Source organism: Pseudomonas juntendi (assembly GCF_021560075.1).
Taxonomy (GTDB): domain Bacteria; phylum Pseudomonadota; class Gammaproteobacteria; order Pseudomonadales; family Pseudomonadaceae; genus Aquipseudomonas; species Aquipseudomonas juntendi.
Genome location: NZ_CP091088.1, coordinates 5,434,182 through 5,459,952 on the forward strand (window position 1 = coordinate 5,434,182; position 25,771 = coordinate 5,459,952).

The following is a 25,771-nucleotide window of genomic DNA, read 5'->3' on the forward strand; positions in this document are numbered from 1 at the left end:
CTTACTACGGCTTCGGCTGACTTCTGCACGCTCATCCCGTCGCCTTTCGACGCGCGGTAGCACAATGGCAAACGTACAGATCTCCCAGGGTAATTCGCGTGACCTTCCTGCTTATGCCTGTCGGATTTACGTCACAGCGTTCCGTGCAAGTATTGGGCTTTGGCGATTGTTGCCGCCTAACCCCGCTGTGCCGCCTGATCCGCTTCCTGTTCGTCAGGCCAGCATTTTGCCTCGGGCTTCCTTCAGATTCGCAGTCGCCCGCGACACCCTTGCCTCCGGCTAACACTTCCCCTTGCCGGGTGTGTAGAGGACTTTCACCTCCAAGTCACCCGCTTGGCCACCACAGCCAAGCAGGTTGCGCTTACGCGCAACGCGCCATGCCTGGCGCACAACAAAAAACCCACAACGCGTGTTGTGGGTTTTTGTATCTGGGGGGATCAGCTTACGGCTTCTGCCTCGTCGCCGTCTTCATCCTTGCGATGTGCCCAATGATACAGGGCCGGCAGGACCAGCAAAGTCAGCGCGGTGGAGGAAAGGATCCCACCAATTACCACTGTAGCCAGAGGCCGTTGAACCTCCGCACCGGTACCGGTGGCCAAGGCCATTGGGATGAAGCCCAGGGACGCCACCAAGGCTGTCATCAACACTGGTCGCAGTCGGGTGAGTGCGCCTTCATCGACTGCCTGCCTGAGCGTTCGTCCCTCTTCTCGCAATCCGCGAATGAAGGCAATCATCACCAGGCCGTTCAGTACCGCGACGCCGGAGAGTGCGATGAAGCCTACCCCTGCCGAGATCGAGAGCGGGATATCACGCAGCCAAAGGGCCACGACCCCGCCAGTGAGAGCGAATGGAATACCGGTGAAGACCAGCATGCCGTCCTTCAGGTTGTTGAACATCAAGAACAGCAAGGTCATTACCAGCAGTAAGGCTACCGGAACCACAATCTGCAGGCGCTTGGCTGCCGACTGCAGCTGCTCGAACTGGCCGCCCCAACTGGTCCAGTAGCCTGCTGGAATTTCCACCTTCGTTGACAAGGTAGATGCCGCCTCATCAACGAACGACCCAAGGTCACGGCCCCGGACGTTGGCGCTTACAATAACCAAGCGCTTACCGTTCTCGCGGCTGATCTGGTTCGGGCCCAACTGCAAGTCCAGCTTAGCGACCTGCGAAAGTGGAATGAAACCGATCTGATTAGCGCCCTGAGCCGCATTGGCAGGCACAGGAATCAGCAAACTAGACATACCCGCGACGTCGGTGCGTACAGCCTCAGGCAGGCGCACCACCATGTCGAATCGGCGATCACCCTCGTACAACGTTCCCGCTGTACGACCACCCACAGCAATCGCGATCGAATTCTGCACGTCCGCAATGTTCAGGCCGTAGCGTGCTGCTTTTTCCCGGTCGATGTTAATGGTCAGCACTGGCAGACCTGTGGTCTGCTCAACCTTGACCTCCGAGGAGCCTGGTACCGCTTTGAGCGCTGCGGCGATCTTATTGGCCGTGCTGTTGAGCACATCCATGTCGTCACCATAAACCTTCACCGCAACATCGCTGCGCACCCCGGAGATCAGTTCGTTGAAACGAAGCTGGATAGGCTGGGAGAGTTCATAGTTACTGCCCGGGACACTGGCTGCCGCCTTTTGAACCTCGGCAATGAGCTCCTCCCGCGACTTGTCGGGATCGGCCCATTGGTCCTTTGGTTTGAGCATGACGTAAGCATCGGAGATATTCGGTGGCATTGGGTCAGAGGCGATTTCAGCCGTACCGGTTCGGCCGAACATACGCTCAACTTCCGGTACCTGCTCGATGACTGCTTTTTCCAAACGCTCCTGCATGTCCACCGACTGGCTGAGGCTAGTACCAGGTACGCGCAAGGCTTGAAGAGCGAAGTCCCCCTCACTGAGACTTGGGATGAACTCGCTCCCCATGCGACTGGCAAGTACACCGCTGAGAACGACCAGTGCTACTGCTGCGGAGAAAGCGATATTCCGATGCCCAAGCACCCACTGCAGCACAGGCTCATAACGCAGCCGCGCAGTGCGCATAACAACGCCCTCTTCCTCCTTGACCTTGCCAGTGACGAACATGGCGATCGCTGCCGGCACGAAGGTAACGGAGAGGATCATTGCACCCAATAGCGCCATCACAACGGTGAATGCCATGGGGTGGAACATTTTGCCCTCCACGCCGGTGAGGGCGAAGATAGGCAGGTACACCACCATAATGATCAGTTGCCCGAAGATCAGTGGCCGACGCGCTTCGCGGGCAGCAGCAAAGACCTCATGGAAGCGTTCGGTTTTGGTGAGCATACGGCCATGTTTGTGCTGCGCATGTGCTAATCGACGGATCGCGTTCTCCACGATGACCACGGCCCCGTCGACGATGATGCCGAAGTCGAGTGCGCCCAAACTCATTAGGTTGGCACTGACCTTGTTATTGAACATCCCTGTGAAGGTGAACAGCATGGACAGCGGGATCACCATCGCGGTGATCAACGCTGCACGGATGTTGCCGAGGAACAGGAACAGAATGGCGATAACCAGGATCGCACCTTCAACCAAGTTCTTCTTCACCGTCGCAATGGCTTTTTCAACCAAGTTGGTACGATCGTAAACGGTGACCGCAACCACGCCCTTTGGCAGAGTACGGTTGATGTCCGCAAGCTTCGCTGCGACAGCTTGGGACACAGTGCGGCTGTTCTCACCGATCAGCATGAATACTGTACCGAGCACGACCTCGCGGCCATTCTCAGTGGCAGCACCAGTACGAAGCTCCTTACCGATGCTGACGTCGGCGACGTTGCTGATGCGAATCGGTGCACCATCCACACTGGTGATTACGATGTTGGCGATGTCTTCGATGTTGCCGACTTGGCCCGGTGCACGAATGAGCAACTGCTCACCATTACGCTCGATGTAACCGGCGCCTACGTTGGCGTTGTTGCTTTCCAACGCGGCTACCAGATCATTCAGGGTCAACTTGTAGGTAGCCAGGCGCTTCGGATCCGGCGCAACCAGGAACTGCTTGGCAAAGCCACCGATGGTATTGATCTCTGCCACGCCAGGTACGTTGCGCAGCTGAGGCTTGATGATCCAGTCCTGGATTACCCGCAGGTCGGTGGGCGTGTAGGGCGTACCGTCTTCTTTGACCGCGCCCTCTTCGGCTTCAACGGTCCACAGGAAAATTTCGCCGAGGCCGGTTGAGACCGGGCCCATGACGGCATCTACGCCCTCTGGCAGCTGTTCCTTTGCAACCTGTAGCCGCTCATTGATCAGCTGGCGGGCAAAGAAGATGTCGGTGCCGTCCTTGAAAATCACGGTCACCTGAGACAGGCCCGAGCGAGACAGCGAACGGGTCTGCTGAAGACCTGGAAGACCAGCCATGGCCGTTTCAACTGGAAACGTGATCCGTTGCTCGGTTTCCAATGGGGAATAGCCAGGCGCTGCAGTGTTGATCTGCACCTGGACGTTGGTAATGTCAGGAACGGCATCGATCGGCAGCTTTTGGTAGCTGTAGATGCCGATACCGGCCATGATCAGGACAGCGATCATTACAACGATCCGCTGTTCAATGGCAAATCTGATGATACGTTCAAACATAAGAAATCATCCTGTCAGTTCGCATCAGTGACTGTGCTCGGCAGAGGCTTTGCCGAGCTCAGACTTGAGTGTGAAGCTGCCATTGGTAGCCACTTGAGCGCCCGCTTCGATGCCGTCCGTGATTTCCACGTACCCACTGTCACGGCGGCCCAGCTTTACTGGGCGGGTGTCGAAGCCCTCGGCGGTGCGTACGAAGACCGATGGTTTGTCCTCAACGGTCTGCACGGCGTGTTCCGGGACAGCCACCGCCACGCGATCAGTCTGGGACGTGACTGCGATGTTCACGAAAAGACCAGGACGCCAGGCCCCGTTGGGATTGGTCAACGTAACGCGGACGGTCGCTGCTCGGTTTTGCTCGCCCAACAGGCTGCCGACATAACCCACCTTGCCCTCGACCTCCACGTTCATGTCAGGTGAGGAAACCTTCACGGCGCGGCCGGTAGTGACCTTGGCCAAATCGGTAGGCGGTACAGCGAAAGTGGCCCAAACTTGGTTAAGGTCGGACAGAATAAAGGCGTTAGTCGCCTCGCTGACGACTTCCCCGACGGTCAAGTGTTTCTCCACCACTACGGCGTCAAAGGGAGCCCTGAGTTCGTAACGGTTACCGCCTACCGAATTGACCGAGGCACCGATCGCGCTGACTTTTTGCTTGGCGTTGGCCAGAGAGATTTCGGCTTCCTGCAGCGCCTGGCGAGCCTGGAGGTAGTCCTGCTCCGCAGAAATCTTGTCCTGCCAGAGCTGCTTCTCTCGGCTAAAAGTCACGCGCGCAAGTTCGACACGACGCTGAGCGGCTTGTTGCTCGCTGCGCAGGTCAGAGATCTGCTGGCTGGCAATCACCGCAAGGACTTGACCCTTCTTGACGGACTCACCCAAATTCGCCTGGACTGTTTCGACAACGCCTGGAACGCGAGGAACAACGTGCGCAGTGCGGTCCTCGTCAAAACGAATCTCACCCGGGAAGCTCACGACGGTTCCCAAATCACGAGGCGCTGCCGATTCCAGAGTCACGCCAGCTGCTTTGATCTGTTCAGCACTAAGGGTTAGCTTACCTTCTTCCTCACCGCCCTCTTCACTGTGGCCCTCCTCGCCATGACCTTCTTCACCGTGCCCATCTTCACTATGCTCCGCTTCACTGTTCTCTTTGTTAGCTGATCCGGCCTTCTTGTCATGGCCATGACCATCGTCAGCACCATGTTCTGCGTTAGTCGCCGCTTGTTGATCGGAACTGCTGTTCCAGGCGAGGCTGCCAAATCCAAGGATTGCCACAGCGGCTACCGCGAGGGCGATCTTGCGTTTGTTTTCCATTGCTACTCCTGCTGATCGTAGGCACCGGCAGGTTTAAACGCCGAGTGCCGAGAAAAATGTATGCCCCGTTCAGCGTGCGCCGGCGGTCGAGCCTACTTCGCCATAAACCCTTTCTACTTGCGCACGCGCATTGGTCGCCGCTGCCAGCGAGTCGAGATACTGGCCACGAGCAAGGATCAAGGTGCGCTGGGCGTCCAGTACTTCGATAAAGCCGAATTTCCCCATCTCGAATCCGCGGGTTGCGGTATCCACGGCCTGCTGGGCTGAGGGCAGAATGGTCTTGTCGTAGGACTCAACTTCTTGCATGGCGGTGGACCACTGGTTCAGCGCGGTTTGGGTTTGGGCGCGCAATCTCAACTCGACAGCGTTACGCAGGTCGCGGGCCTGATCGGCACGTCGAGAAGCGGAAAGAATGTTGCCTTGGTTACGATCAAACAGCGGCAAAGGCATGGACAGACCAACGACATTGACTCGCTCGCGCACCGAGCGGTCGTACTGGCTACCCACGCTTACCGTGAGGTTTGGAATACGCTGAGCTTTTTCTGCGCCAAGCGAGGCATCGCTCTTATCAATCTCCACCACTGCCTGCCGCATTTCCGGAGTCTGATCGAGCTTTGCCAGCAACTCTTCAGTGCGCGGCGGCAAGCCAGGAGACAAGGTTGGTGATTCAAGGCGATCGAATATGGTCACAGAACTCCCCGTGACTTGGGCGAGTTGCTGGTAAGCATTCGCTTTTTCCGTTTCGGCGCGACGGACCTGCAACCGGGCTTCAGCCAGTTGAACCTGGGCGCGGGTAGCCTCCACAGGTGAAGATTTACCTGCGCGAACTCGACCATCGACAATGCGAAGGCCGCGCTCAGTAAGTTCAAGGGATTGTTTAGCGAGGTCGAGTCCGGTTTGGGCTCGTAATGCAGCGTAAAACGCCTGCACGACGTCTGCACGCAGACCATTCACGCGTCGGTCCAGTTCCAGTTGTGCAACACTCTGGCCGTATGTGGCGACATCTACGCGGGCTCCCCGCTTACCACCGAGCTCCAAGGTCTGACTTAGCGTAACGGTCGTTGTGCTGGTGTTACGCCGTGTGTCCTCCATCTCATACGAGATTTCGGGGTTTGGAATCAGCCCGGCTTGCTTGCGCGCACCGTCCGCGATGCCGATTTCCTGACGTGCCGCCGCGAGGTCTGGGTTGGCATCCATTGCCGTCGACAGCGCTTGGGGCAAGCTGATGCTTTGGGCAAATGCGGTGGGTGCCAGCAACCCGGAAATCACCGCACAGAGAGCGGCAATTTTCCACGGTGAGACGTAGGTCTTGGATAAGACATTGCGGTTATACCGGAGCACTTTCTTGGTCCTCGTGCACAAACTTCGTTAGCTTGGCCAGAACGCCGAAATAGCTGCCAAGCCCCACTGGATTAGGTGATGGCACTCTAAAGAGCGGTAGCTATCAGAGGGGTGGCTAGAAAATTACAATTTCGTAAGAAAAGCTTGTAATGCCCGAAAACGCTGATGACACAGTCGAACCACCGAATTTCATTGCGAACGCGAGAGATGGCTAGCATGCGGCGTCAATGACCAAAATAACGACCAGATGACGAAATTGTAATTTTCCTATCACCATCCCGTTATCTTCCGCCTGCAAATATGAGCTCGGCGCTACGCGAGGCGCGCCGCCGGCTCAGAACTTATAACGACACCCGCGCCGGAAACATAATAAAAACTGCCGTAAATCAAAGGAGCATCGGATGAAAATCAAAGTACCACTGTATTTGGCGGCAGTTTCGGCGCTGTCTGGAAGCTATGCAGTTACTGCTCAAGCTGAAGATAAGCCCGAAGGTTTCATCGAAGGTAGCAGCCTTACAGTGCTCAACCGCAACTTCTATTTCAATCGTGATAACCGCGACAGCTCAGCTCCCACTTACAACAGCGGCAAGGGCAACACCAATGGCTACTCCGAGGCCTGGGCGCACGGGATCATCACCAAATTCAACTCTGGTTTTACCCAAGGGACGGTCGGCGTTGGTGTTGATGCCTTTGCCATGATAGGGCTTAAGCTCGATACTGGTGACGGGCGCAACGGCGGTCGTAGTTCATTCGACGTCATGCCTGTTGATAACAAAGGCGAAGCTCGCGACGAATACACCAAGGTTGGCGGGGCGGCTAAAGTTCGCTTGTTTGATACGGTCGTGAAAGTGGGTGATGTTTTCCCGTCGACGCCAGTTGTTGCATCAGGCGACTCGCGCCTGTTGCCTGAAAGCTTCCGCGGTGTGACCGTTGAGAACACCAGCATCCAGGGCCTCACCCTGCAGGGTGGCCGACTGCATGCGATGAGCCAGCCGGTCTCCAGCAATCTGAATGATAACTTCGCAACTTTCTACGGTGGCCCGGTTAACTCGCCTTGGGTAGGCTACGGTGGCGGTGATTACGCGATCAACGATAACTGGACCGTGAGCGTATACGCCAGTCAGTTGAAAGAAGTCTGGAACCAGTACTACGCTGGCACCAGCTTCGCCTATCCACTGAATGACGACCTTGCGCTGATTGGCGGCTTCAACTATTACAAAGCCGTGGATGAAGGGAAGCAGCGCCTAGGCGAGTTTGACAACGATATCTGGAGTGCCAAGGTCGGGGTCCGTTACGGCGCTCACACCCTGGCCCTGTCGCACCAACGCAACAACGGCGACGATGATTTCGACTACCTGCGTCAGTCAGACTCGATTTTCGTCGACAACTCTATCCAGTACAGCGACTTCAACTCGCCGAAAGAGCGTTCCTGGATGCTGCGCTACGACCTGAACTTCACCAGCTACGGCATTCCTGGTCTGACGTTCATGACCCGCTACGCTAGAGGCTCGGGCGCAGACTACTCGAACGCCAACCAGTTCTACATGCGCACCGACGCCAACGGTGATCCGCTCACCAATCAGAAACGTTGGGAGCGTGACGTAGAGGTTAAATATGTCGTGCAAACTGGTCCAGCAAAAGACCTGTCCTTCCGGTTGCGCCAGGCCACCACGCGTGCCACTGCATTCGAATCGGATCTGGATGAAACTCGTGTGATCATTGAGTACCCGCTTTCGATCCTGTGATTCTCTAAGGGGATCAGTTTATTCGTAAACTGGTCTCTTCAGAAAAATGTGCATTACGAATTCACCTTGAGTGGCTTAAGTGCTCCTTTGGTAAAAGGTGGATATTTGGCGCCCTTTGGGCGCCTTTTTTTTACCTAAAATTCAATCAACCGTTCGAGTGTACGCATTGCATGCCGGTGAAACTCATGGCTGCACCAATGACCAGTTTCCTCGACATGAGTAACTTCGCCGTCATCTGAACGGAACAAAGTCAACACAAAGAAGAAAACAACCACATACTTCATAAGGTCAAATTACCTATTGGAGAGAGGGCCCGCACCTGTCGAACCCAAACCGCGAAAAGATATACCTCCAGACTATCAATCATATTACCTGGAAATTACAAATCCGTCATTTAGGCCCCACCCAGCTCATTTTGATTTACCATTCCTTTCAATAATGCCGGCGCGCGTGCGCGGTTAATTGCTCAGTGATATCGAGACAAAATCCCATGCGAATTCTGGTAATTGAGGACGAAGTAAAAACTGCGGAATATGTGCGTCAAGGCCTTACAGAATGCGGTTATGTCGTCGATTGCGTGCATACCGGGTCAGATGGGCTATTCCTAGCCAAGCAACACGAATACGAGTTGATTATTCTTGATATCAATCTGCCAGAAATGGATGGGTGGCAGGTACTTGAGCTTTTGAGGCGTAAAAATTGCCCCTCCCGCATCATGATGCTCACGGCGAGAAGTCGTTTGGCAGATAAGGTCCGGGGTTTGGAGAACGGTGCAGATGACTACCTGATCAAACCATTTGAGTTCCCAGAACTGCTAGCCCGGGTTCGCGCCTTAATGCGCAGGTCTGAACACCCTGCATCTGTGGAGATCATTCGTGTCGCTGACCTGGAGCTAGACCAGAGCCGTCACAGGGCCTTCAGGGACGGCCAGCGTATTGATCTGACGACGAAAGAGTTTGCACTTCTGCACTACCTAATGCGCAATACCGGCGTGGTGCTCAGCCGCACACAGATCATCTCACAGGTCTGGGATATGAACTTCGACTGCGATACAAACGTTGTAGAAGTGTCGATTCGAAGACTTAGAGCCAAGATCGATGACCCTTTCGAGACGAAGCTGATCCATACGCTTCGAGGTGTGGGCTATGTGCTTGAGAAGCGTTGATCGCCCGCTCCTTAGTCATGAAAATAGAGCCAGTGATCATGCATGTAAGTCGAGCCATACTGTTTTTGACCCTTAGCGCGCGTTTCCTCACTAAACGTATGAGGTGTGCTGGACAGGAGGTATAGCATAGATTATCAACAGGTAACGGAAGGCCAAGCTTATGCCAGAGCTGACGCACGCTCAGCTGACATTGTCTTCAACAGCCACCAGGCTTACCTCTGATACCGTGTGCCGGCGATGAGGTTAACCTCCCGACTACAGCACCAAGCAGGAAGCTCAGTCGCCGCTCAACGATGATGGCGGCCACCGGCTTTTCTGGCTCGTTGCGGGGCTGCTGACGGTCATTGCCTTCGTCATGGCCACCCTCTCTGTGCATCTTCTCACCTCGCTCAAGGAACTTGGCCTTCCAACGGTCACGGTGTTGGCCGTGGGGATGGTCATTGGGCCGGCCCAGGTGGTGGCCAGAGTATTGGAGTTCTCGCTTGCTCGGCATCTTCACCCAACCTGGTCGGCCCGTGCCGGCGTGTTGGTGAGCTTCATCGGCATCTGCTTATTCATTCCTGGCGTGCCTTCGCTGGCATTCCCTACAGCAGCGCTGTATCGCGCCGGCATCGGGATTCTCACTATTGCAAGAGGCATCTTGCCTCTGGTGCTGTTTGGCCCCAAGGGTATCGCGCACGCATGGGAGCATTGGCTCGCCCAATGCTCCTGGTGCAGGCCGCGGGGCCGTTTGCTATGGCCTTTGTGCTGAGTACTCAAGGCGCACCTGTGATGCACTTGCTCATGGCGGCGATGGTCGCTGTCGCGCTAGGTAGCAGTTTCAAACAGCCCCCTCAACCCAGTGCAACGTAGGCGAAGCTGGTGATTCTGCCCTCAAATGGGGGTACCCGCTAGATTTCACCCCTCGCTTTGCCTTTGACTCTGCCTGGGGGTATACCGCCTGGGGATAATCGGCCTGCTTTGTCTTTGCGGATTGCCCTGCCAATTGACAGGCCTACATAAGCCGCTTCCAATGCCCTCAACGTAGAACCATTCGCTCCGGCCGAAGCTGGCTGGTGGGCGTGAGCCAAGAGGCGTATCCTGCAAGTGCTTGCTCCGAGACTTGTTGGCCTACAGCCTCCCCTTGGAGACATCTGATAGCCCGCCGCCCAGGCGGGCTTCTTTGCTACCAGATCTGTAAACCAGCGCCTTTGGTTGGCTAGCCCAAGCTAGGCTCTGCCAGGGCACTTCCCCATCAGCGATCTACCCGTCGCCCCTAGGCACGACGGTTATCGACGTACCCAAATCCTTTATGAGGCGCGTGGAAAGCAGGCGGAGGTTAGGCGAGATTCGCTTACGCAGCCATTGCTTCGCAGGATTCTGCGCAGGTCATGCAGGCCTGTGCGCACTGCTGACAGTGGTCTGCCTGATGCTTACCGCACTCCTCTCCGCAGGCTCGGCAAATTTTGGCGCATAGGGCACAAAGTTTTTTGGCGAGCACGCTTTCTCGTGCCATCAAGGTAGCGGCAAGCTTGCACATATCTGCGCAATCCCTGTCCAGCTTGATGCAGTCAACCATCATTTTTACGTCCTGTTCTTGCAGGCAGGCTGACGCGCAGCCTTCACAGGCCAGCGCACAGCGCAGGCATTCCGAGATACATTCTTCAAAGCGACTGTTCATGGTCATATCTCCGGTATCGGGTGGATGTGATGCCAACGTACCGTCTCATGACGGTATGTAGCGTTCGACCTGACGGGGTCCTGAAGATTGATTACATTTGTGTAAGCTTGTCCGAATTATCTCGTGTGAAGGCCTGCCCGATCATTTAAGGCTGGATAATCACTGTTTCTGGACGCTCACGATTCTCGCGGTGCTTCCTTCCATACGGAACCCAAATTTCACCTTGTCTCCTACGTTCAAGCCCTTCAAATGCGCAGGCTCAGCTTGGAATCCCATGGTCATCGCCGGCCATTTGAGCTCTGCTACCGGGCCGTGCGCCAAGGTGATTTTCCCGCTTTGAGGATCCAGCGCCTTTATTGTCCCCTCAGCATGCGCAGTGGGTGCCGCCTGGCTGCCTTGGCCACCCTCGGCGGAAGCTGGCATTTTCTTCATGTCCATACCGTTCATGTCCTGGGCTTGCACGCTGGCGGCGAAAGCTGTGACCAGGCCTGCGATAACAATTAGCTTTTTCATTGGATTTTTCCTGAGAGGTTGGGGGTAGTTACAGCAAGTTCGCGGCGACGGATCAGCCAGTACGCCGCAGGGATTACAAAAAGGGAAAGCAAGGGGGCGGTGAGCATGCCGCCCACCATGGGCACCGCGATGCGGCTCATGACCTCGCTGCCGGTACCGCTGCTCCAGAGGATGGGCAGCAGGCCTGCAACGATGACCGCCACAGTCATTGCCTTGGGCCTGATGCGTTGCACCGCGCCCTCACGGATTGCGTCGAGCAGCGCTTCTCGTGTGGTTTCGCCGTTGGCCTGACGCTCAGCCCAAGCGTTATTCAGGTAGATGAGCATGATCACTCCGAACTCCGCCGCTACGCCTGCCAGGGCAATGAAGCCAACGCCTGTGGCCACCGACAGGTTGTAGCCCAGCAGGTACAGCAGCCAAACGCCTCCGGTTAGCGCGAACGGTAACGTGCCCATGATGAGCAGCGCCTCACCGAGGCGGCCAAAAGTCAGATAGAGCAGCACGAAGATGATGGCCAGCGTCGCCGGCACCACCCAGGCCAGACGGGCGTTCGCCCGCTCCAGGTATTCGAACTGCCCGGAGTAGCTCAAGCTCATGCCTGGATCGAGCTTTACCTCGCTGTCGATCGCCTGACGTAGGTCTGCGACAACAGACGAAAGGTCCCGGCCGCGCACATCGATGTACACCCAGCCCGAGGGGCGAGCATTCTCGCTCTTCAACATTGGCGGGCCATCAGCAATACGTATGCGGGCCACGCTGCCGAGCGTCAGCTGGCCACCCTGCGAGGTGTAGATCGGCAGTTGACGCAGCGCTTCCACCGAATCACGCCATTCGCGTGGATAGCGTAAGCTGATGGGATAACGAGCCAAGCCTTCAACCGTTTCCCCAATGGTTTCGCCACCAATGGCGCCGGCCACGATGGCCTGTACGTCGGTAATGTTCAGACCGTAACGGGCTGCGGCATGGCGGTCGATATCCAGATCAATGTAGCGACCGCCAGTCAAACGCTCCGCCAGCGCCGAAGCCACTCCAGGCACCTTCTTCGCTGCCCGCTCCACAGCGAGCGTAGCCCGGTCTATCTGGTCCAAGTCGCTTCCGGCAACCTTTACGCCGATTGGGCTCTTGATGCCGGTGGCCAGCATATCGATGCGGTTGCGGATTGGCGGGATCCAGATGTTGGTCAGCCCAGGCACACGCACAGTGCGATCAAGCTCCTCGATGAGCCTCTCCGTGGTCATTCCAGGACGCCACTCACTCTTGGGCTTGAGCCGAACGGTGGTCTCGAACATTTCCAGCGGTGCCGGGTCGGTAGCTGACTCGGCGCGGCCAGCTTTACCAAAGACACTGGCCACTTCGGGAACGGTTCGAATCAGACGATCCGTTCGCTGCAACAGCTCTGAAGCTTTCTGTGCCGAGAGTCCAGGCAAGGCTGAAGGCATGTAGAGCAGATCACCTTCATCGAGCGGAGGAAGGAACTCGCCCCCAAGATGATTCAAGGGCCACAGACTGCTGAGCAGGATGAGCAATGCTCCAGCGAGGGTAACCAGAGGCCGGCGCAGGACGACCTCCAATGCTGGACGGTACAGCCGGATGAGGCCCCGGTTGAGCGGGTTGCGCTGTTCCGCAGGTAGTGGCCCTCTAATCCAGTACCCCATCAGCACCGGTATCAGGGTCACCGATAGCGCAGCCGCCGCTGCCATCGCGTAGGTCTTGGTAAAGGCCAGGGGTGCAAAGAGGCGACCCTCCTGAGCTTGCAGCGTGAACACCGGGATGAACGATAGCGTGATGATCATCAGACTGAAGAACAGTGCCGGTCCTACCTCGACGGCCGCCTCCGTCATTACCTTCCAATGCGCTTCGCCTCGCAACGGCTGACCAGGATGTCGAGCATGCCAAGCCTCAACGCGTTTGTGGGCGTTCTCGATCATGACCACGGCAGCGTCCACCATTGCACCGATGGCAATAGCGATTCCGCCAAGGGACATGATGTTGGCGTTAATGCCCTGATGACGCATCACGATCAGCGCAATCAGGATTCCGACGGGCAGCGCCACGATGGCCACCAACGACGAGCGCAGGTGCCAGAGAAACGCTGCGCATACCAACGCCACTACCACGAATTCCTCGATCAGCTTGTGACTGAGGTTCCCCACGGCACGGTCGATCAACTGGCTACGGTCGTAGACGGTGACAAGCTCCACCCCGGCTGGCAGGCCTTTCTTCAGGGTTTCGAGCTTGGCCTTGACGTGGGCAATGGCCTCACGAGCATTCTTGCCGCTGCGCAGGATTACCACACCTCCCACGGCTTCGCCGAGGCCGTCCAGTTCGCCTATGCCTCTGCGGGCTGCCGGACCTATCTGCACCGTAGCGACGTCGCCTACTGTCACCGGCACGCCCTTGGTAGCCAGTCGCAGCGGTATCGCCCTGAAATCATCCAGTGATCGCAGATAGCCGGCCGCACGTACCATGAATTCCGCTTCGCCCTGCTCCAGTACACCGCCACCGGTCTCCTGGTTGGCCTTGCCTATAGCCTCCACCACCTCAGCCTGGGTGATACCGAGGCTGGCTATGCGCAGCGGATCGAGCACGACCTGATACTGCTTGACCATACCGCCGATGGTGGCCACCTCAGCGACATCCGGTAGCGTCTTGAGCTCATAGCGCAGGAACCAGTCCTGAAGGCTGCGCAGTTGCGACAGGTCATGGCCGCCGTTGCGATCGACCAACGCATACTGATAAATCCAGCCCACCCCGGTGGCGTCAGGACCCAGTACCGGCTTGGCTGCCGCAGGTAATCGCGATTGCGCCTGGCTCAGGTACTCAAGCACCCGTGAGCGCGCCCAATACAGATCGGTGCCGTCCTCGAACAGCACATAGACGAAGCTGTCACCGAAGGCGGAGAAGCCGCGAACCGTTTTGGCCCCCGGAACCGAGAGCATGGTAGTGGTCAGCGGATAGGTCACCTGATTCTCAACGATCTGGGGAGCCTGGCCTGGGTAGGACGTGCGGATGATCACCTGCACGTCCGACAGGTCGGGCAAGGCGTCGATTGGCAGGCTACGCACCGAGACGAAGCCCCATGCCACCAGAAACAGCGTGGCGAGGAGCACCAGCACACGGTTGCCTACCGACCAGCGGATCAGTTTGGCAATCATGGTTGGCCCTCCACCACGTTGATCTGCTCAACTACCATGCCCTCGTCGCGTTCGCGTATGCCAAAGCGAATCTGCACACCGACCTTGAGGCCATTAAGGAGAGACTGATTAGCCACAGGAAAGGTCATGGTCATCCCTGGCATGCCCAGGGTGATGAAAGGACCGTGGGCAACGGTGAGCTGGGTGCCGTCTATCTGCACGACACGGCCATCCGCTTCATGCAGGGCTGGCCCCGCATTAGGCTGACTATCCTGCGCCGTCGCCGCCTCGATGCCTTTCAAATTAGCGTCGGAGTCCAACAGGAATTGCCCGGACGCGACGATGCGCTGTCCTGCCTGAAGGCCCTGCAACACCGCAACTTTCCCTCTGCTCTCCTGGCCCAACACGACTTCCACCGGCCGGAAGCGACCACCGTCCTCAGCCAGCATCAACAGGTCTCGCTTGCCGGTGCGGATGACCGCCTCGGCAGGCACCAAGAGGCTTTGCTCGGAAGACTCGCCGGGATGGAGAGCCACTTGAGCGGTCATCCCAGGACGAAGCCGTCCATCCGGGTTGGGCAACTCGATACGCAGGCGCAACGTGCGGCTCTGCAAATCGGCATCGGCCAATAGCGCGGTCAACTTGCCCGGTACGGGATCGCCCGGGAACGCTGGCAATCGCGCCTGCACAGGCTGGCCTTCGCGAAGGCCCTGAGCCTGGGCTTCCGGCACAGCCGCTTCCAGCCAGACGTTGGCCACTCCATTGATCCTCGCCAAGGTAGCACCCGGCATCAGGGTCATTCCGGGTCGCAAATCGAGAACCTGGATGACTCCGGCCGTGGGTGCGGAGAGTGTGACCGAGAGCTGCACCTTCCCAGTGCTCGCGACCCGGTTGATCAGGTCGGCCGGCATGCCGGCGAGCACAAGCCGCTGTCGTGCCGCCGCCGTCAGCTGCGCGTCGCCGGAATGCCGCAGCGCCAGGTATTCCTCCTGCAAACCAGCCCACTCCGGGGTTAGCACATCGGCTAGAGGAGCCCCTTTGGCAACGATGTCGCCCGTCGCTCGACCATAGACGCGCTCGACGTAGCCGCCAGTCCGGGCCTGCAATACGCTGAAGTCGCGTTCGTCGAACGTTAGAACGCCGCTCACACTCAGGGTCCGTTCTAGCCGGCCAGCCGTCACCGTCGCCAATCGAATCCCAAGGTTTTGCTGGAGCCCAGCCGAGACCTGAACCGCAGGCTGCTCCTCGCCAGCCGTGTCATCCGAATACTTGGGCACGAGCGGCATGTCCATGAACGGCGATTTTCCGGGCGCCGGGAAGTGCTGCTGGGGATACATCGGGTCATACCAGTACAGCGCTTTTTTTTCCTCACCTACTGGCTGGGATGGGGAATACGCACCTCTTCCACCTAGCCAGAAGCCCGCGCCTATCCCAATAGCAAGGGCAGCAGCCACGAGCAAACCAATCGACCTATTCCTCATGCCCGCACCTCTCCATAAACGAAATGCAGACGCGCTGCTGTTGCCGCCAACTGTCCTTGCAGGTCCACATCCTGTAGCAGCGCTTCCACACGCTGCCGGCGTGCCCACAGCACTTCACTCAACGGCGAATTACCGGCGCGGTAGTCCGCCAGAGCGAGGCGTACCCGGTCCTCGGCCAGGGGCAAAAGTGTTTCGCGACTGCGCCGTACAGCCCGTTGCAAGCGTTGGTACTCGGCAAGGTCTGTTTCAAGCTGAGCTTGATGCTCGCGCAGGGCAGCGTCCTGCTCATTTTCCAATTGGCGAACTTGTGCGCGTCGTGCCGCAATCATTGGGTCTTGCCGGGAGCTGGTGAACAACGGCAACTGGAAGCTGACTTGCAGGCTGACCATGTTGCTGAAGTCCGGGCCACGGCGCTGATAATCCACCCCCCAGGACCAATCCGATTTCTTCTCCGCCTGAGCCTGATGCACCTGGGCTTGAGCCTCGCGTGTCATGGCGTGGTAGGTATTGAGCTCCGGATGGGCATGGACGGAGTGCAGGTATTCAGCTGCGTCTACAGGCCAGACAGGGAACGTCGGCGCGCCTACTTCGGCGTCCTGCCCAATCCAGCGCTTCAGCGCGGCTCGCGCCTGAGCTGATTGACTCAACAGAACGTCTTTCTGCTCGTCCAGCTGCGCGGCTTCTTGCTTGGGAGCCAGCGTATCGGCGGTGGAGCCTGCACCACCGGCCAGGCGGGCCCGCACCGTGGAAGCCAGCAGCTGGTTTTCTTTGTAGAAGGCGTCGAACTGTTCAAGCTTTCGCTGCACGGTGTATGCAGCCACCCAAGCCTGTGCGGTTGCCGCCCGAACTTTCAGCCGTTCGAACAGCGCCTCGGCATCGGCTCGCTCGACCGTAGCCTGCGCTGTCTCTATGCGAGCTTTGCGTTTGTCCCGGTTCGGTACTTCTTGGGACAGGCCAACCACCTGCATGGTCATGAAGTCTCTGTTCATGCTCCAGCGGTCGGTGCCTTCAATCGGCAGGTTCTGTACCCCAAGATTCAGGCGCGGATCGGGAAGTTCGCCCGCTGGAATGACTGCGCTGCGCGCAGCTGATGCCTGCTCCTGGCGGGCCTGTAGAGAGGGAGCGTTGCGTTCAGCCAGTTGCAGCGCATCATCCAGCGACAGCGTTGCAGCCTGTGCCGAGACAGCCGGCAGCAGTATGGAAAAGACGGCCGTGGTTATCCGTCCCTGAAAACGTTGGGGAGTCATGAAAATGATTCCTCGAAAGATCAGCGCCCAGGCGCATGCGATCGCCCCGCTGCTAGGCGGAACGACGATGTGAAATTAAGAGGGAATCAGACGCGGGGAGGCCGCCATGGATCGGGGGGAGAGCCTGTCGCTATGCCTACCGCGTAGGTATCGGCAGGTCGTGGCTTAGCAAAGGTCAGCCCAGGCGTCAGGAAGCTGAGCTGCACGGTACTGGCAGTCCTGCACTCCTGGCCGACCTTGCAGGATTTGGCGTGATCGCCGGCCTTGCCCAGGTCTTGGTCCTGGCAGCAGTCATGATCCATACCCGCCATCATTTCCATGCCCATGGTCTGCATTGGGCAAGGTTCAGTCGCCGAATCGATGCCCGCCATCCCGTTAAGCGGAAGCGCCACGATAAGCATCAGGATGGTGAGCAGTCGAATGAACCGATTCATGATGGGCGAGTATAGGTTACCGGGATGAGTTCAGCATTAAGGGGTTGGGGCTGCACTAACCAACCGCTTGGAGGCTGGGAGACTGATGAAGAAGGTTGTGACACCCTCCGCTGAAGTACACCAGATTCGTCCGCTGTGAGCCTCGATGATAGAGCGGGTTATGGACAAACCCAGGCCTGCATTGCTTGGGCCGCCTTCGCGCCTGGCTGGATCGGCTCGATAGAATCGGTCGAAGATCTTGCCAATGTGCTGGGGATCGATGGTTACCCCGCTGTTACGCACGGAAAGCGTCACCCTTTCAGGCGTCTGCTCGATCTGCACTGATATCTCGTTGCCTTCCGGGGTGTAGCGCAACGCGTTGGATAGGAGGTTGGAAAGCGCCCGGTCAATCATCAGGCGATCGCCACGAACCTTACCCTGCCCGTGCAGGGTCAGCTGGGTGCCTTGATCCTCAGCCAGGAACTGGTAGTACTCGAACAGCTTGGATACGAGTTCAGAGAGCTCCACATCGATCTGCTCGGGCACGATCAGACCGTTATCAGCCTTGGCGAGGAACAGCATGTCGTCGATCATGCGCGACATGCGCTTGAGGTCTTCCAGGTTCGAATAGAGGTTTTCCTCATAGGCATCCAAGTCACGCTTCTTGGTGAGCACCACTTCGGTATGGGTCAGAAGGTTGCTGACTGGCGTTCTCAACTCGTGAGCGATATCGGCAGAGAAGTTGGACAACCGAACGAATGCATCTTCCAATCGTCCCAGCATCCCGTTGAAAGACAGGATGAGCTCCTGAAGCTCTAGCGGCACGGGCTCCAGGGGAATGCGCTCGCGGAGCGATCGTGCCGACATCCCGGTGGCCACTTTGGTGATTTGTCCAACAGGCCGAAGCCCACTCTTGGCCACGACCCAGCCCAAGCCTGCGCTCACAATCGCGCTGATCACCAGGCCAATTCCGAACCACCATTGCAGGGTGACAAAGAAATGCGCGTGAGTGGTGACATCGAGCATCAGCACGGCCGTCACCGGTTCCGGCTCGCCTGCAATGGTCAGCTGGGCGGTAATGCCGCGAAAGTTCTGCGATTCATCCTGCCATTCCCAGACCGCACCCCGGTGCGCCTGCTCGAATCGCTGAGGAATTTGGGAGGCTTTGGGGTCTGAAAAAAGGACCGTACCGTCAGCCTTGGTGATTTTCGCCGACAAATCCTGATGTGCGCCGAGCAATGCCCGCAGCTGCTGCTCCTGATCGTGGAGCCCGCCTCGCGCTGCTGAGATGGACAGGATATGACGCGTTGACTCCAGCTTTTCGGAAAGCGCCTGCTCATCCAGCATCCGGAAATGGTGCTGACTGAGCCCGTAGAAAGCCACGCCGGCAACCACCAGGACAGCAGTCACCGCGAACATGAACATCAGGGTCAGTCGCTTGACGAGCGATGATTGCGGGCGCATCACTCGGGCACATCCATCATGTAGCCCATGCCTCGGGCGGTATGGATGAGCTTTGGCGCAAAGTCGTCATCTATTTTGGCCCGCAATCGGCGAATCGCTACCTCGATCACGTTGGTGTCACTGTCGAAATTCATGTCCCAGACCTGGGAAGCGATCAGCGACTTGGGGAGCACCTCGCCGCGTCGGCGCATGAGCAGCTCCAACAGGCAAAACTCCTTGGCAGTAAGGTCAATCCGCTTGCCGTTTCGCGTAGCTCGACGCTTGAGCAGGTCTACCTCAAGGTCTGCCATCTTCATGGTGGTTTGAGCAGAACCACCATTGCCTCTGCGCAGCAACGTGCGAACCCGAGCCAGTAGCTCCGAGAACGCAAAGGGCTTCACCAGGTAATCATCAGCGCCCAGTTCCAAACCTTTCACGCGGTCGTCTACGCCGTCTCGGGCCGTCAAGAAAAGGACTGGCACATCCTGACCCGCCGCACGGATCTTGCGCAGGACCTCCCAGCCATCGAGCCCCGGCATCATCACGTCGAGGATCAGCAAGTCATACGCTTCGCTCTGTGCCTGTTGCAGGGCGTCAGTGCCTGTCATCACCCGGTCAACGGTGAAGCCGGCTTCTGTCAGGCCTTGCTGGAGGTAGACACCGGTTTTCGGCTCATCTTCGGCTACGAGTAATTTCATCTGCTCTCATCCACGCGGGGTGCATCTCCAGTTTGCAGGAAAAAAGACGCCCAACCAGAAGCTGACGGAAAAGTAATGTCGAGATCAGTTTTCTGACAGCACCGCGAAGCTAACTTGACCCTGTACCTGACGCCATGAGGCGCAGAACCCACTGAGGATCTCCAGATGAACATGGTCAAAGCAATTGTGATGGTCGTCACCTTTGGCGCGGCAGGCCTCGCCCTGGCAGAGGGCGGCGCGGACCGGACCTTTGCGCGGATGGAAGCGGCTCGCCAAAGCTCCATGCAGGCCTACCAGGTTGCGCAGCAGAAGAAAGAGCAGACGCCGGTCGCCGCCCAGTCCAGCAAGCACGCTGGCCACGAGAGCTGCTGATCCGAGCTTACAGAAATGTAATCACCCCGGAATCTGAACTATGGCAGTTTCAGACTACGGCCTCTCATCAGCCTCGCGCAGTGGCGCAAGTCTAAGAGACTGGTGAGAGCTCCAATGAACCCAACGGCTGCGCCATCGAGCAGCCTGGATATCAGCGATCTACCTGACTGGACGCAACGGCATGCAAAGCAAAACCACGAGACGATCATTCGTCAAAGGCCTGGCCGCTACCGGACTTCTGGGTGGGCTGGGCATGTGGCGCGCGCCGGTCTGGGCCGTGACCAGCCCTGGCCAACCGAACGTGCTCACCGGCACGGACTTCGACCTGTATATCGGTGAACTGCCCGTCAACATCACGGGTGCAGCTCGTACGGCCATGGCCATCAACGGCTCCGTGCCAGGGCCGATCCTGCGATGGCGCGAAGGCGACACCGTGACGCTGCGCGTACGCAACCGGCTGAAACAAGACACCTCCATTCACTGGCACGGCATCATCCTGCCCGCCAACATGGACGGTGTGCCGGGCTTGAGCTTCCACGGCATCGCTCCCGATGGCATGTACGAATACAAGTTCAAGGTCCACCAGAACGGCACCTACTGGTATCACAGCCACTCAGGCTTCCAGGAACAGTCCGGGGTCTATGGGGCGTTGGTGATCGATGCCAAGGATCCAGAGCCGTTTGTGTACGACCGTGATTACGTCGTCATGCTCAGCGATTGGACAGATGAAGACCCGGCGCGGGTGCTCTCCAAACTCAAGAAGCAATCTGACTACTACAACTTCCACAAGCGTACGGTCAGCGACTTCGTTGACGATGTGAGCGAGAAAGGCTGGTCGGCCGCTGTAGCGGATCGGAAGATGTGGGCTGAAATGAAGATGAGCCCCACCGACCTCGCTGATGTGAGCGGGTATACCTACACCTACCTCATGAACGGCCAGGCTCCGAACGGCAACTGGACGGGTATCTTCAAGCCCGGCGAGAAGATCCGCCTGCGCTTTATCAACGGCTCGGCCATGACCTATTTCGATGTCCGCATTCCTGGGCTCAAGATGACGGTTGTGGCTGCTGACGGCCAGTACGTCAAACCCGTATCGGTCGATGAGTTCCGGATTGCCGTTGCCGAAACCTACGATGTCATCGTCGAACCTGAAAACGAGCAGGCCTATACGATCTTCGCGCAATCCATGGACCGTACCGGGTACTCCCGAGGCACCCTGGCGGTTCGTGAAGGCTTGCAAGCGCCCGTACCGGAGGTAGATCCGCGCCCGATCATCGCCATGAGCGATATGGGCATGGACCACGGCAGCATGGGCGGAATGGATCACGGCAGCATGGCTGGCATGGACCAAGGCAACATGGCCGGCATGGACCACAGCAAGATGGCTGGGATGGACCATGGCAGCATGGCCGGCATGGACCACAGCAAGATGGCTGGAATGGACCATAGCAACATGGCCGGCATGGATCACAGCACGATGGCTGGGATGAGTCATGAGGGCATGGCCGGCATGAGCGGTGCAATGCAGAGCCATCCGGCTTCCGAGACCAACAACCCGTTGGTCGATATGCAGACCATGTCGCCGACCCCGAAACTGAACGATCCGGGAATTGGCCTGCGCAACAACGGGCGCCGAGTGCTGACCTACGCCGATTTGCGGAGCACCTTCATCGATCCCGATGGTCGAGAGCCTGGACGCACAATCGAACTGCACCTTACCGGCCACATGGAGAAGTTCGCGTGGTCGTTCGACGGTATCAAATTCTCCGACGCTGAACCGCTGCGGTTGAAATATGGCGAGCGTCTTCGCATCACCTTGGTCAACGACACCATGATGACTCACCCCATCCATCTCCACGGTATGTGGAGTGATCTGGAGGACGAGAACGGCAACTTCATGGTTCGCAAGCACACCATCGACATGCCACCTGGCTCAAAACGAAGCTATCGCGTCACCGCAGATGCCTTGGGACGTTGGGCCTATCACTGTCACCTACTGTTCCACATGGAAATGGGCATGTTCCGAGAAGTCCGTGTGGACGAATGAACTGGAGATTTGAGATGAGCAAACCAATGAAACGAAGCGCCTTTTTCCTCTCCGCTGCGGTGGTCGGCATGTTGGCTGTTTATGCCCCGTCGTCGTGGTCTAGCGACAACCATGATCAGCATTCCCAGAAATCCACCGAGGCCGGTAAAGCCAAAGGCTCGCAGGACAAGCAGGGCCAGGGGATGAACCATGAAGGCATGGACCATGGGTCCATGGAAGGTATGGACCACGACAAAATGATGGAATCGCATGGCAGCGACAAAGCTAAGGCAGGGAAAGATGGTCAATAGCCTTGGGCGGCCTTCGCTGCTGGCCCTGACTGTTTCAATCGGCATGCTGGGCGTAACGCCCAGCTTCGCCGCTGAAGAAATGGATCACTCGGGCATGGATCATTCGAAAATGGGGCACGGTTCCATGCAAATGGAAGCTGCTCCGTCCGAATCGATGCCGGCGATGGATCACAGCAAGATGGGGATGAGCAAACAGCAGAAACAGCCTGCCCCTGTTGATCACAGCCAGATGGGGCATGCTCAAAGCCAGAGCAAATCCAGCCCGGTGGACCATAGCAAGATGGACCACAGCAAAATGGGCCATGGAAACATGAAGGGCATGGATCACGGTTCAATGAAGGGCATGGACCATTCCCAGATGAATCATGGTTCAGCGACTTCTCCGACCACAACGAGCCGCACGCCGATTCCAGTGCTCACTGATGCCGACCGCGAGGCAGCCTTTCCGCCTTTGGGTGGCCACCAGGTGCACGACAGCGGAATCAACAGCTTCTTTCTGTTGGACCAGCTCGAATACCAGGACGCCGATGAGGGCAGCACCCTGGCTTGGGATGCATCTGGCTGGGTAGGTAGCGACATCAATCGACTCTGGGTTCGGTCGGAAGGCGAGCGCACCAACGGGGTAACCGAAGATGCTGAGCTGCAACTGCTATACGGGCGCTCGGTCAGTCCTTGGTGGGACGTGGTCGCCGGGGTCCGTCAGGATTTCAAACCGGAATCACCGCAGACCTGGGCAGCCTTTGGTATTCAGGGCATGGCCTTGTATGACTTCGAGGCCGAAGCTACGGCGTTCATCGGCGAAAACGGCCAGACTGCTGCGCGTCTTGAAGGCGAATACGACATCCTGCTGACCAATCGCTTGATTTTGCAGCCCACGGCTGAGGCGAACTTCTATGGCAAGAACGATCCTGAGCGCGGTGTTGGATCGGGTCTGGCCAATACCGAAGTCGGGCTGCGTCTACGGTATGAAATCGTCCGCCAGTTTGCCCCGTACATAGGCGTTACCTGGAGCCGCTCCTACGGCAACACCGCTGACTTCATCCGAGACGAGGGTGGAGATGTTGATGAGGCACGCTTCGTTGCCGGTATCAGGATGTGGTTCTGAGAATTCCAACATGAAAAGAACAATTACAACGCTGCTTGTGGCCGGTGCTGTCGGAAGTGCTGCGGTATTGGGCACCGCGTATTTCGGTTTGGTGAATGTCGGCGCCGATGATCCTCACTTCCCGGCTGTCCATTCGTTTCTCGCCATGGCTCGCGACCGGTCGATTGAGGTTCGAGCGCGAGACATTGAAGTGCCTGACCTGAAGAACGCTGCGTTGATCAAGGCAGGCGCAGGCAACTACAACGCCATGTGCATTGGGTGCCACCTCGCCCCTGGCGTTGGGAAGACAGAACTTAGCCAAGCGCTATACCCGTCGCCACCTGACCTCACCAAGGTGGGTGTCGGAGGCGATCCGGCTGCCGCATTCTGGACGATCAAGCACGGTATCAAAGCCACCGGCATGCCCGCTTGGGGCAAGAGCATGGGTGATGAGTACATCTGGGGAATCGTCGCGTTCCTGGATCAACTTCCCCAAATGAATCCCGAGCAGTACATGGCTTTGGTGGCCACGAGCGGTGGCCACCAGCACGGCGGCGGTGAAAGCGATATGCATAACCATGAGGGCCAGCACGGCGGGAGCGGTCATGCCGAGCATGGCGATCACGACGAAGCGGCAGACGACGATCATGCCCAGGCAGCTCACGACCATGGAGCTGCACCCGCAGGCGCCGCCCAAGCCGCAGATCATCACGGCGACCACAATGCGGCCGAAGCCCATTCGGACGCCCACCCGAAACCGTCGACAAAGACGCATGTTCACAAAGACGGTAAGGAGCACACTCATGCCAACTAACCGGATACTCGTTCGTCTAGCCGCTATCGCTGGGCTGCTGGTCACCTCGGCGACCTACGCTGCCGAGCCTTTGTCCATCGACGTTCACCGAGACGCGAACTGCGGTTGCTGCAAGAAATGGATCACGTACCTGGAAGCCAATGGTTTCAAAGTGACCGACCATGTTGAGACGGACATGAGGGCAGTGAAACAGAAGCTGGGCGTAGCGCCACGGTTAGCGTCCTGCCACACAGCCGTGATTGACGGAAAGTTTGTTGAAGGTCACGTGCCAGCTGAGCAGATTCGAGAACTCAAGGAGCGGAACGATCTGGAAGGGATCGCCGTGCCAGGAATGCCAGCTGGATCCCCAGGCATGGAGGTTGATGGCGTAAGCCATGCTTACCAAGTCATTGGGTTAACCAAAAGCGGCGAGGACCTAGTAGTCGCCAGCTATCCAGCCAAATAACGCACCGACCACAAGGACGGCAGTAGGCTGACTGCCGTCCCATATTTCCCCGCTCGAAAGCGTCATCAGCTCAACACGACGGCACAGAGGGCCTGCAAAGCGTACCTAATCAGATTCACGGCGCTCGCGGACTGGCTTGAGTACGATATCGCCGTTGATAAGCTCGATGGAGAGCCTGTCGCCCGTCGTGATCCCTAGCTCGCGCAGAATGTCGTCGGGTAATTCCACAATCACATCGCCGGAGCCGTCGCCGGGATCAAGGCACTTAACCGTGGTGCGCGCTGATTCAGTCATTGGTCTCTCCTGCCTGAGCTACCAATCCTCATCGTACTCCACCAGTCATGAAAGCCGGTAACCAGGCGATCGCCGGAATTGACGCTTCAACCCGGCTTTTTATCAGTGTAACTCCTGCCCGCTTGATCAGTGCTCAGTTCTGGCCCCGGCAACCGATACCAGCGGTCCGGTACTCAAGGATTTTCAGGTCTCCATTGGAATCCTCGTAGTTCATCTGTGCTGGCATCACGTCACAGCTCGCCTTGGTCGATGTCATGCTGATTACCCTCGCCACGTCGAGCCGCATCCCGTAGCGATAATGGATCACCTCCGGTGGCTTCTTATCATTGGCGGCTGCATAAGCTCGCATAGCTTGCTCATTGGCCTGAATCATCTTCCCGTATAGACGGTCGGATCCTCCTTCGGCGATCGCGGCTGAGGAGGCCACAATGGCCAGGATGGCGGTGATGTTTCTAACGACTTTCATTTCAATCACTCCAAGAGACATGATTGAAGCTTAAGACTCTGCAGCTGTCATACACGTGAGCCGTGGATTACATCTGAGTAAGCTCGAGGAGAGCGAGATGCTGCATTGCAAGATGGTTTTTCACTAGGGTTGTCCAGCCTAGACTGCGAGCCGGCGGCGACTGAAAGCAGGGGAAAGCGGTATTGTTACTTAGTTTTTTAGCAAAACGTGGACCC

At 57.7% G+C, this 25,771-nt stretch carries 22 protein-coding genes; 9 read left to right on the forward strand and 13 right to left on the reverse strand.

The annotated features are described in order from the left end of the window. Nucleotides 1-437: 437 nt before the first annotated feature. The 3 genes from L1P09_RS25105 to L1P09_RS25115 form a co-directional block, all read right to left on the reverse strand. Nucleotides 438-3,599 carry a CusA/CzcA family heavy metal efflux RND transporter gene (locus L1P09_RS25105; RefSeq protein ID WP_100852539.1) on the reverse strand — a complete coding sequence of 1,054 codons (3,162 nt, stop codon included), beginning with the start codon at nt 3,597-3,599 and terminating at the stop codon, nt 438-440. Between the two features lie 24 nt (nt 3,600-3,623). After that, nucleotides 3,624-4,904: an efflux RND transporter periplasmic adaptor subunit gene (locus L1P09_RS25110; protein ID WP_013974879.1), complete on the reverse strand. Its 1,281-nt coding sequence runs from the start codon at nt 4,902-4,904 to the stop codon at nt 3,624-3,626. Nucleotides 4,905-4,973: 69 nt separating this feature from the next. Next, nucleotides 4,974-6,245 (reverse strand): TolC family protein, encoded by a 1,272-nt coding sequence (locus L1P09_RS25115; RefSeq protein WP_080563836.1) that lies wholly within the window; start codon nt 6,243-6,245, stop codon nt 4,974-4,976. A 401-nt stretch (nt 6,246-6,646) separates the two neighbouring features. Here L1P09_RS25115 and L1P09_RS25120 point away from each other — a divergent pair, with 401 nt between their 5' ends. From L1P09_RS25120 to L1P09_RS25130, 3 genes are all read left to right on the forward strand, one after another. Further along, nucleotides 6,647-7,990, forward strand: coding sequence for an OprD family porin (locus L1P09_RS25120; protein WP_013974881.1), 1,344 nt, complete (start codon nt 6,647-6,649; stop codon nt 7,988-7,990). Between the two features lie 490 nt (nt 7,991-8,480). After that, a complete protein-coding gene (locus L1P09_RS25125) occupies nt 8,481-9,155 on the forward strand; it encodes a heavy metal response regulator transcription factor (RefSeq protein WP_013974882.1) in 675 nt (224 codons plus the stop codon). 355 nt (nt 9,156-9,510) lie between these two features. Continuing rightward, nucleotides 9,511-9,906, forward strand: a complete 396-nt coding sequence (locus L1P09_RS25130; RefSeq protein ID WP_230384856.1) for a hypothetical protein — start codon at nt 9,511-9,513, stop codon at nt 9,904-9,906. A gap of 582 nt (nt 9,907-10,488) precedes the next feature. Here the strand turns inward: L1P09_RS25130 and L1P09_RS25135 are convergent. The 8 genes from L1P09_RS25135 to L1P09_RS25170 form a co-directional block, all read right to left on the reverse strand. Then, nucleotides 10,489-10,815, reverse strand: coding sequence for a four-helix bundle copper-binding protein (locus L1P09_RS25135; protein ID WP_371928162.1), 327 nt, complete (start codon nt 10,813-10,815; stop codon nt 10,489-10,491). A 159-nt stretch (nt 10,816-10,974) separates the two neighbouring features. After that, a complete protein-coding gene (locus L1P09_RS25140; protein ID WP_094010849.1) occupies nt 10,975-11,328 on the reverse strand; it encodes a copper-binding protein in 354 nt (117 codons plus the stop codon). Further along, the gene (locus L1P09_RS25145) at nt 11,325-14,483 is read right to left on the reverse strand and encodes an efflux RND transporter permease subunit (protein WP_104963039.1); all 3,159 of its coding nucleotides are present in this window, start codon (nt 14,481-14,483) and stop codon (nt 11,325-11,327) included. The genes L1P09_RS25140 and L1P09_RS25145 overlap by 4 nt, the downstream gene beginning before the upstream one ends. Continuing rightward, complete coding sequence (locus L1P09_RS25150) at nt 14,480-15,943, reverse strand: efflux RND transporter periplasmic adaptor subunit (RefSeq protein WP_100852537.1); 1,464 nt, start codon at nt 15,941-15,943, stop codon at nt 14,480-14,482. The genes L1P09_RS25145 and L1P09_RS25150 overlap by 4 nt, the downstream gene beginning before the upstream one ends. Next, nucleotides 15,940-17,190 (reverse strand): TolC family protein, encoded by a 1,251-nt coding sequence (locus L1P09_RS25155; protein ID WP_100852536.1) that lies wholly within the window; start codon nt 17,188-17,190, stop codon nt 15,940-15,942. The genes L1P09_RS25150 and L1P09_RS25155 overlap by 4 nt, the downstream gene beginning before the upstream one ends. Nucleotides 17,191-17,276: 86 nt before the next feature. Further along, on the reverse strand, nt 17,277-17,624 hold the full coding sequence (locus tag L1P09_RS25160) for a hypothetical protein (protein ID WP_060519763.1): 348 nt from the start codon (nt 17,622-17,624) through the stop codon (nt 17,277-17,279). A gap of 36 nt (nt 17,625-17,660) precedes the next feature. After that, on the reverse strand, nt 17,661-19,067 hold the full coding sequence (locus tag L1P09_RS25165) for a heavy metal sensor histidine kinase (protein ID WP_100852535.1): 1,407 nt from the start codon (nt 19,065-19,067) through the stop codon (nt 17,661-17,663). Next, nucleotides 19,067-19,744 carry a heavy metal response regulator transcription factor gene (locus tag L1P09_RS25170; RefSeq protein ID WP_100852534.1) on the reverse strand — a complete coding sequence of 226 codons (678 nt, stop codon included), beginning with the start codon at nt 19,742-19,744 and terminating at the stop codon, nt 19,067-19,069. Before L1P09_RS25170 ends, L1P09_RS25165 begins: the two co-directional genes overlap by 1 nt. A 165-nt stretch (nt 19,745-19,909) precedes the next feature. Here L1P09_RS25170 and L1P09_RS25175 point away from each other — a divergent pair, with 165 nt between their 5' ends. The 6 genes from L1P09_RS25175 (at nt 19,910) to L1P09_RS25200 (ending at nt 24,796) form a co-directional block, all read left to right on the forward strand. After that, nucleotides 19,910-20,116 carry a co-regulatory protein PtrA N-terminal domain-containing protein gene (locus tag L1P09_RS25175; protein ID WP_100852533.1) on the forward strand — a complete coding sequence of 69 codons (207 nt, stop codon included), beginning with the start codon at nt 19,910-19,912 and terminating at the stop codon, nt 20,114-20,116. A 181-nt stretch (nt 20,117-20,297) separates the two neighbouring features. Then, nucleotides 20,298-22,163 (forward strand): copper resistance system multicopper oxidase, encoded by a 1,866-nt coding sequence (locus L1P09_RS25180; RefSeq protein ID WP_100852532.1) that lies wholly within the window; start codon nt 20,298-20,300, stop codon nt 22,161-22,163. 14 nt (nt 22,164-22,177) lie between these two features. Beyond that, a complete protein-coding gene (locus tag L1P09_RS25185) occupies nt 22,178-22,453 on the forward strand; it encodes a hypothetical protein (protein ID WP_100852698.1) in 276 nt (91 codons plus the stop codon). Then, nucleotides 22,443-23,558 carry a copper resistance protein B gene (locus L1P09_RS25190; RefSeq protein WP_100852531.1) on the forward strand — a complete coding sequence of 372 codons (1,116 nt, stop codon included), beginning with the start codon at nt 22,443-22,445 and terminating at the stop codon, nt 23,556-23,558. Before L1P09_RS25185 ends, L1P09_RS25190 begins: the two co-directional genes overlap by 11 nt. A 10-nt stretch (nt 23,559-23,568) precedes the next feature. Next, a complete protein-coding gene (locus L1P09_RS25195) occupies nt 23,569-24,351 on the forward strand; it encodes a c-type cytochrome (RefSeq protein WP_100852530.1) in 783 nt (260 codons plus the stop codon). Next, nucleotides 24,341-24,796, forward strand: coding sequence for a DUF411 domain-containing protein (locus L1P09_RS25200; RefSeq protein ID WP_100852529.1), 456 nt, complete (start codon nt 24,341-24,343; stop codon nt 24,794-24,796). The genes L1P09_RS25195 and L1P09_RS25200 overlap by 11 nt, the downstream gene beginning before the upstream one ends. A 105-nt stretch (nt 24,797-24,901) precedes the next feature. On the opposite strand, the gene L1P09_RS25205 is transcribed toward L1P09_RS25200, so the two are convergent. Beyond that, entirely contained in the window at nt 24,902-25,090 is a 189-nt protein-coding gene (locus L1P09_RS25205) for an AbrB/MazE/SpoVT family DNA-binding domain-containing protein (protein WP_100852528.1), read from the reverse strand. A 133-nt stretch (nt 25,091-25,223) separates the two neighbouring features. Then, the gene (locus L1P09_RS25210; protein ID WP_100852527.1) at nt 25,224-25,556 is read right to left on the reverse strand and encodes a DUF2790 domain-containing protein; all 333 of its coding nucleotides are present in this window, start codon (nt 25,554-25,556) and stop codon (nt 25,224-25,226) included. Between the last annotated feature and the right edge of the window lie 215 nt (nt 25,557-25,771).

Coding starts and splice junctions, on each gene's coding strand:
- L1P09_RS25105 (WP_100852539.1), bottom strand. CDS start 3,599: ATGTTTGAACGTATCATCAGATTTGCCATTGAACAGCGGATCGTTGTA.
- L1P09_RS25110 (WP_013974879.1), bottom strand. CDS start 4,904: ATGGAAAACAAACGCAAGATCGCCCTCGCGGTAGCCGCTGTGGCAATC.
- L1P09_RS25120 (WP_013974881.1), top strand. CDS start 6,647: ATGAAAATCAAAGTACCACTGTATTTGGCGGCAGTTTCGGCGCTGTCT.
- L1P09_RS25125 (WP_013974882.1), top strand. CDS start 8,481: ATGCGAATTCTGGTAATTGAGGACGAAGTAAAAACTGCGGAATATGTG.
- L1P09_RS25130 (WP_230384856.1), top strand. CDS start 9,511: ATGGCCACCCTCTCTGTGCATCTTCTCACCTCGCTCAAGGAACTTGGC.
- L1P09_RS25135 (WP_371928162.1), bottom strand. CDS start 10,815: ATGAACAGTCGCTTTGAAGAATGTATCTCGGAATGCCTGCGCTGTGCG.
- L1P09_RS25140 (WP_094010849.1), bottom strand. CDS start 11,328: ATGAAAAAGCTAATTGTTATCGCAGGCCTGGTCACAGCTTTCGCCGCC.
- L1P09_RS25145 (WP_104963039.1), bottom strand. CDS start 14,483: ATGATTGCCAAACTGATCCGCTGGTCGGTAGGCAACCGTGTGCTGGTG.
- L1P09_RS25150 (WP_100852537.1), bottom strand. CDS start 15,943: ATGAGGAATAGGTCGATTGGTTTGCTCGTGGCTGCTGCCCTTGCTATT.
- L1P09_RS25155 (WP_100852536.1), bottom strand. CDS start 17,190: ATGACTCCCCAACGTTTTCAGGGACGGATAACCACGGCCGTCTTTTCC.
- L1P09_RS25160 (WP_060519763.1), bottom strand. CDS start 17,624: ATGAATCGGTTCATTCGACTGCTCACCATCCTGATGCTTATCGTGGCG.
- L1P09_RS25165 (WP_100852535.1), bottom strand. CDS start 19,067: ATGCGCCCGCAATCATCGCTCGTCAAGCGACTGACCCTGATGTTCATG.
- L1P09_RS25170 (WP_100852534.1), bottom strand. CDS start 19,744: ATGAAATTACTCGTAGCCGAAGATGAGCCGAAAACCGGTGTCTACCTC.
- L1P09_RS25175 (WP_100852533.1), top strand. CDS start 19,910: ATGAACATGGTCAAAGCAATTGTGATGGTCGTCACCTTTGGCGCGGCA.
- L1P09_RS25180 (WP_100852532.1), top strand. CDS start 20,298: ATGCAAAGCAAAACCACGAGACGATCATTCGTCAAAGGCCTGGCCGCT.
- L1P09_RS25185 (WP_100852698.1), top strand. CDS start 22,178: ATGAGCAAACCAATGAAACGAAGCGCCTTTTTCCTCTCCGCTGCGGTG.
- L1P09_RS25190 (WP_100852531.1), top strand. CDS start 22,443: ATGGTCAATAGCCTTGGGCGGCCTTCGCTGCTGGCCCTGACTGTTTCA.
- L1P09_RS25195 (WP_100852530.1), top strand. CDS start 23,569: ATGAAAAGAACAATTACAACGCTGCTTGTGGCCGGTGCTGTCGGAAGT.
- L1P09_RS25200 (WP_100852529.1), top strand. CDS start 24,341: ATGCCAACTAACCGGATACTCGTTCGTCTAGCCGCTATCGCTGGGCTG.
- L1P09_RS25205 (WP_100852528.1), bottom strand. CDS start 25,090: ATGACTGAATCAGCGCGCACCACGGTTAAGTGCCTTGATCCCGGCGAC.
- L1P09_RS25210 (WP_100852527.1), bottom strand. CDS start 25,556: ATGAAAGTCGTTAGAAACATCACCGCCATCCTGGCCATTGTGGCCTCC.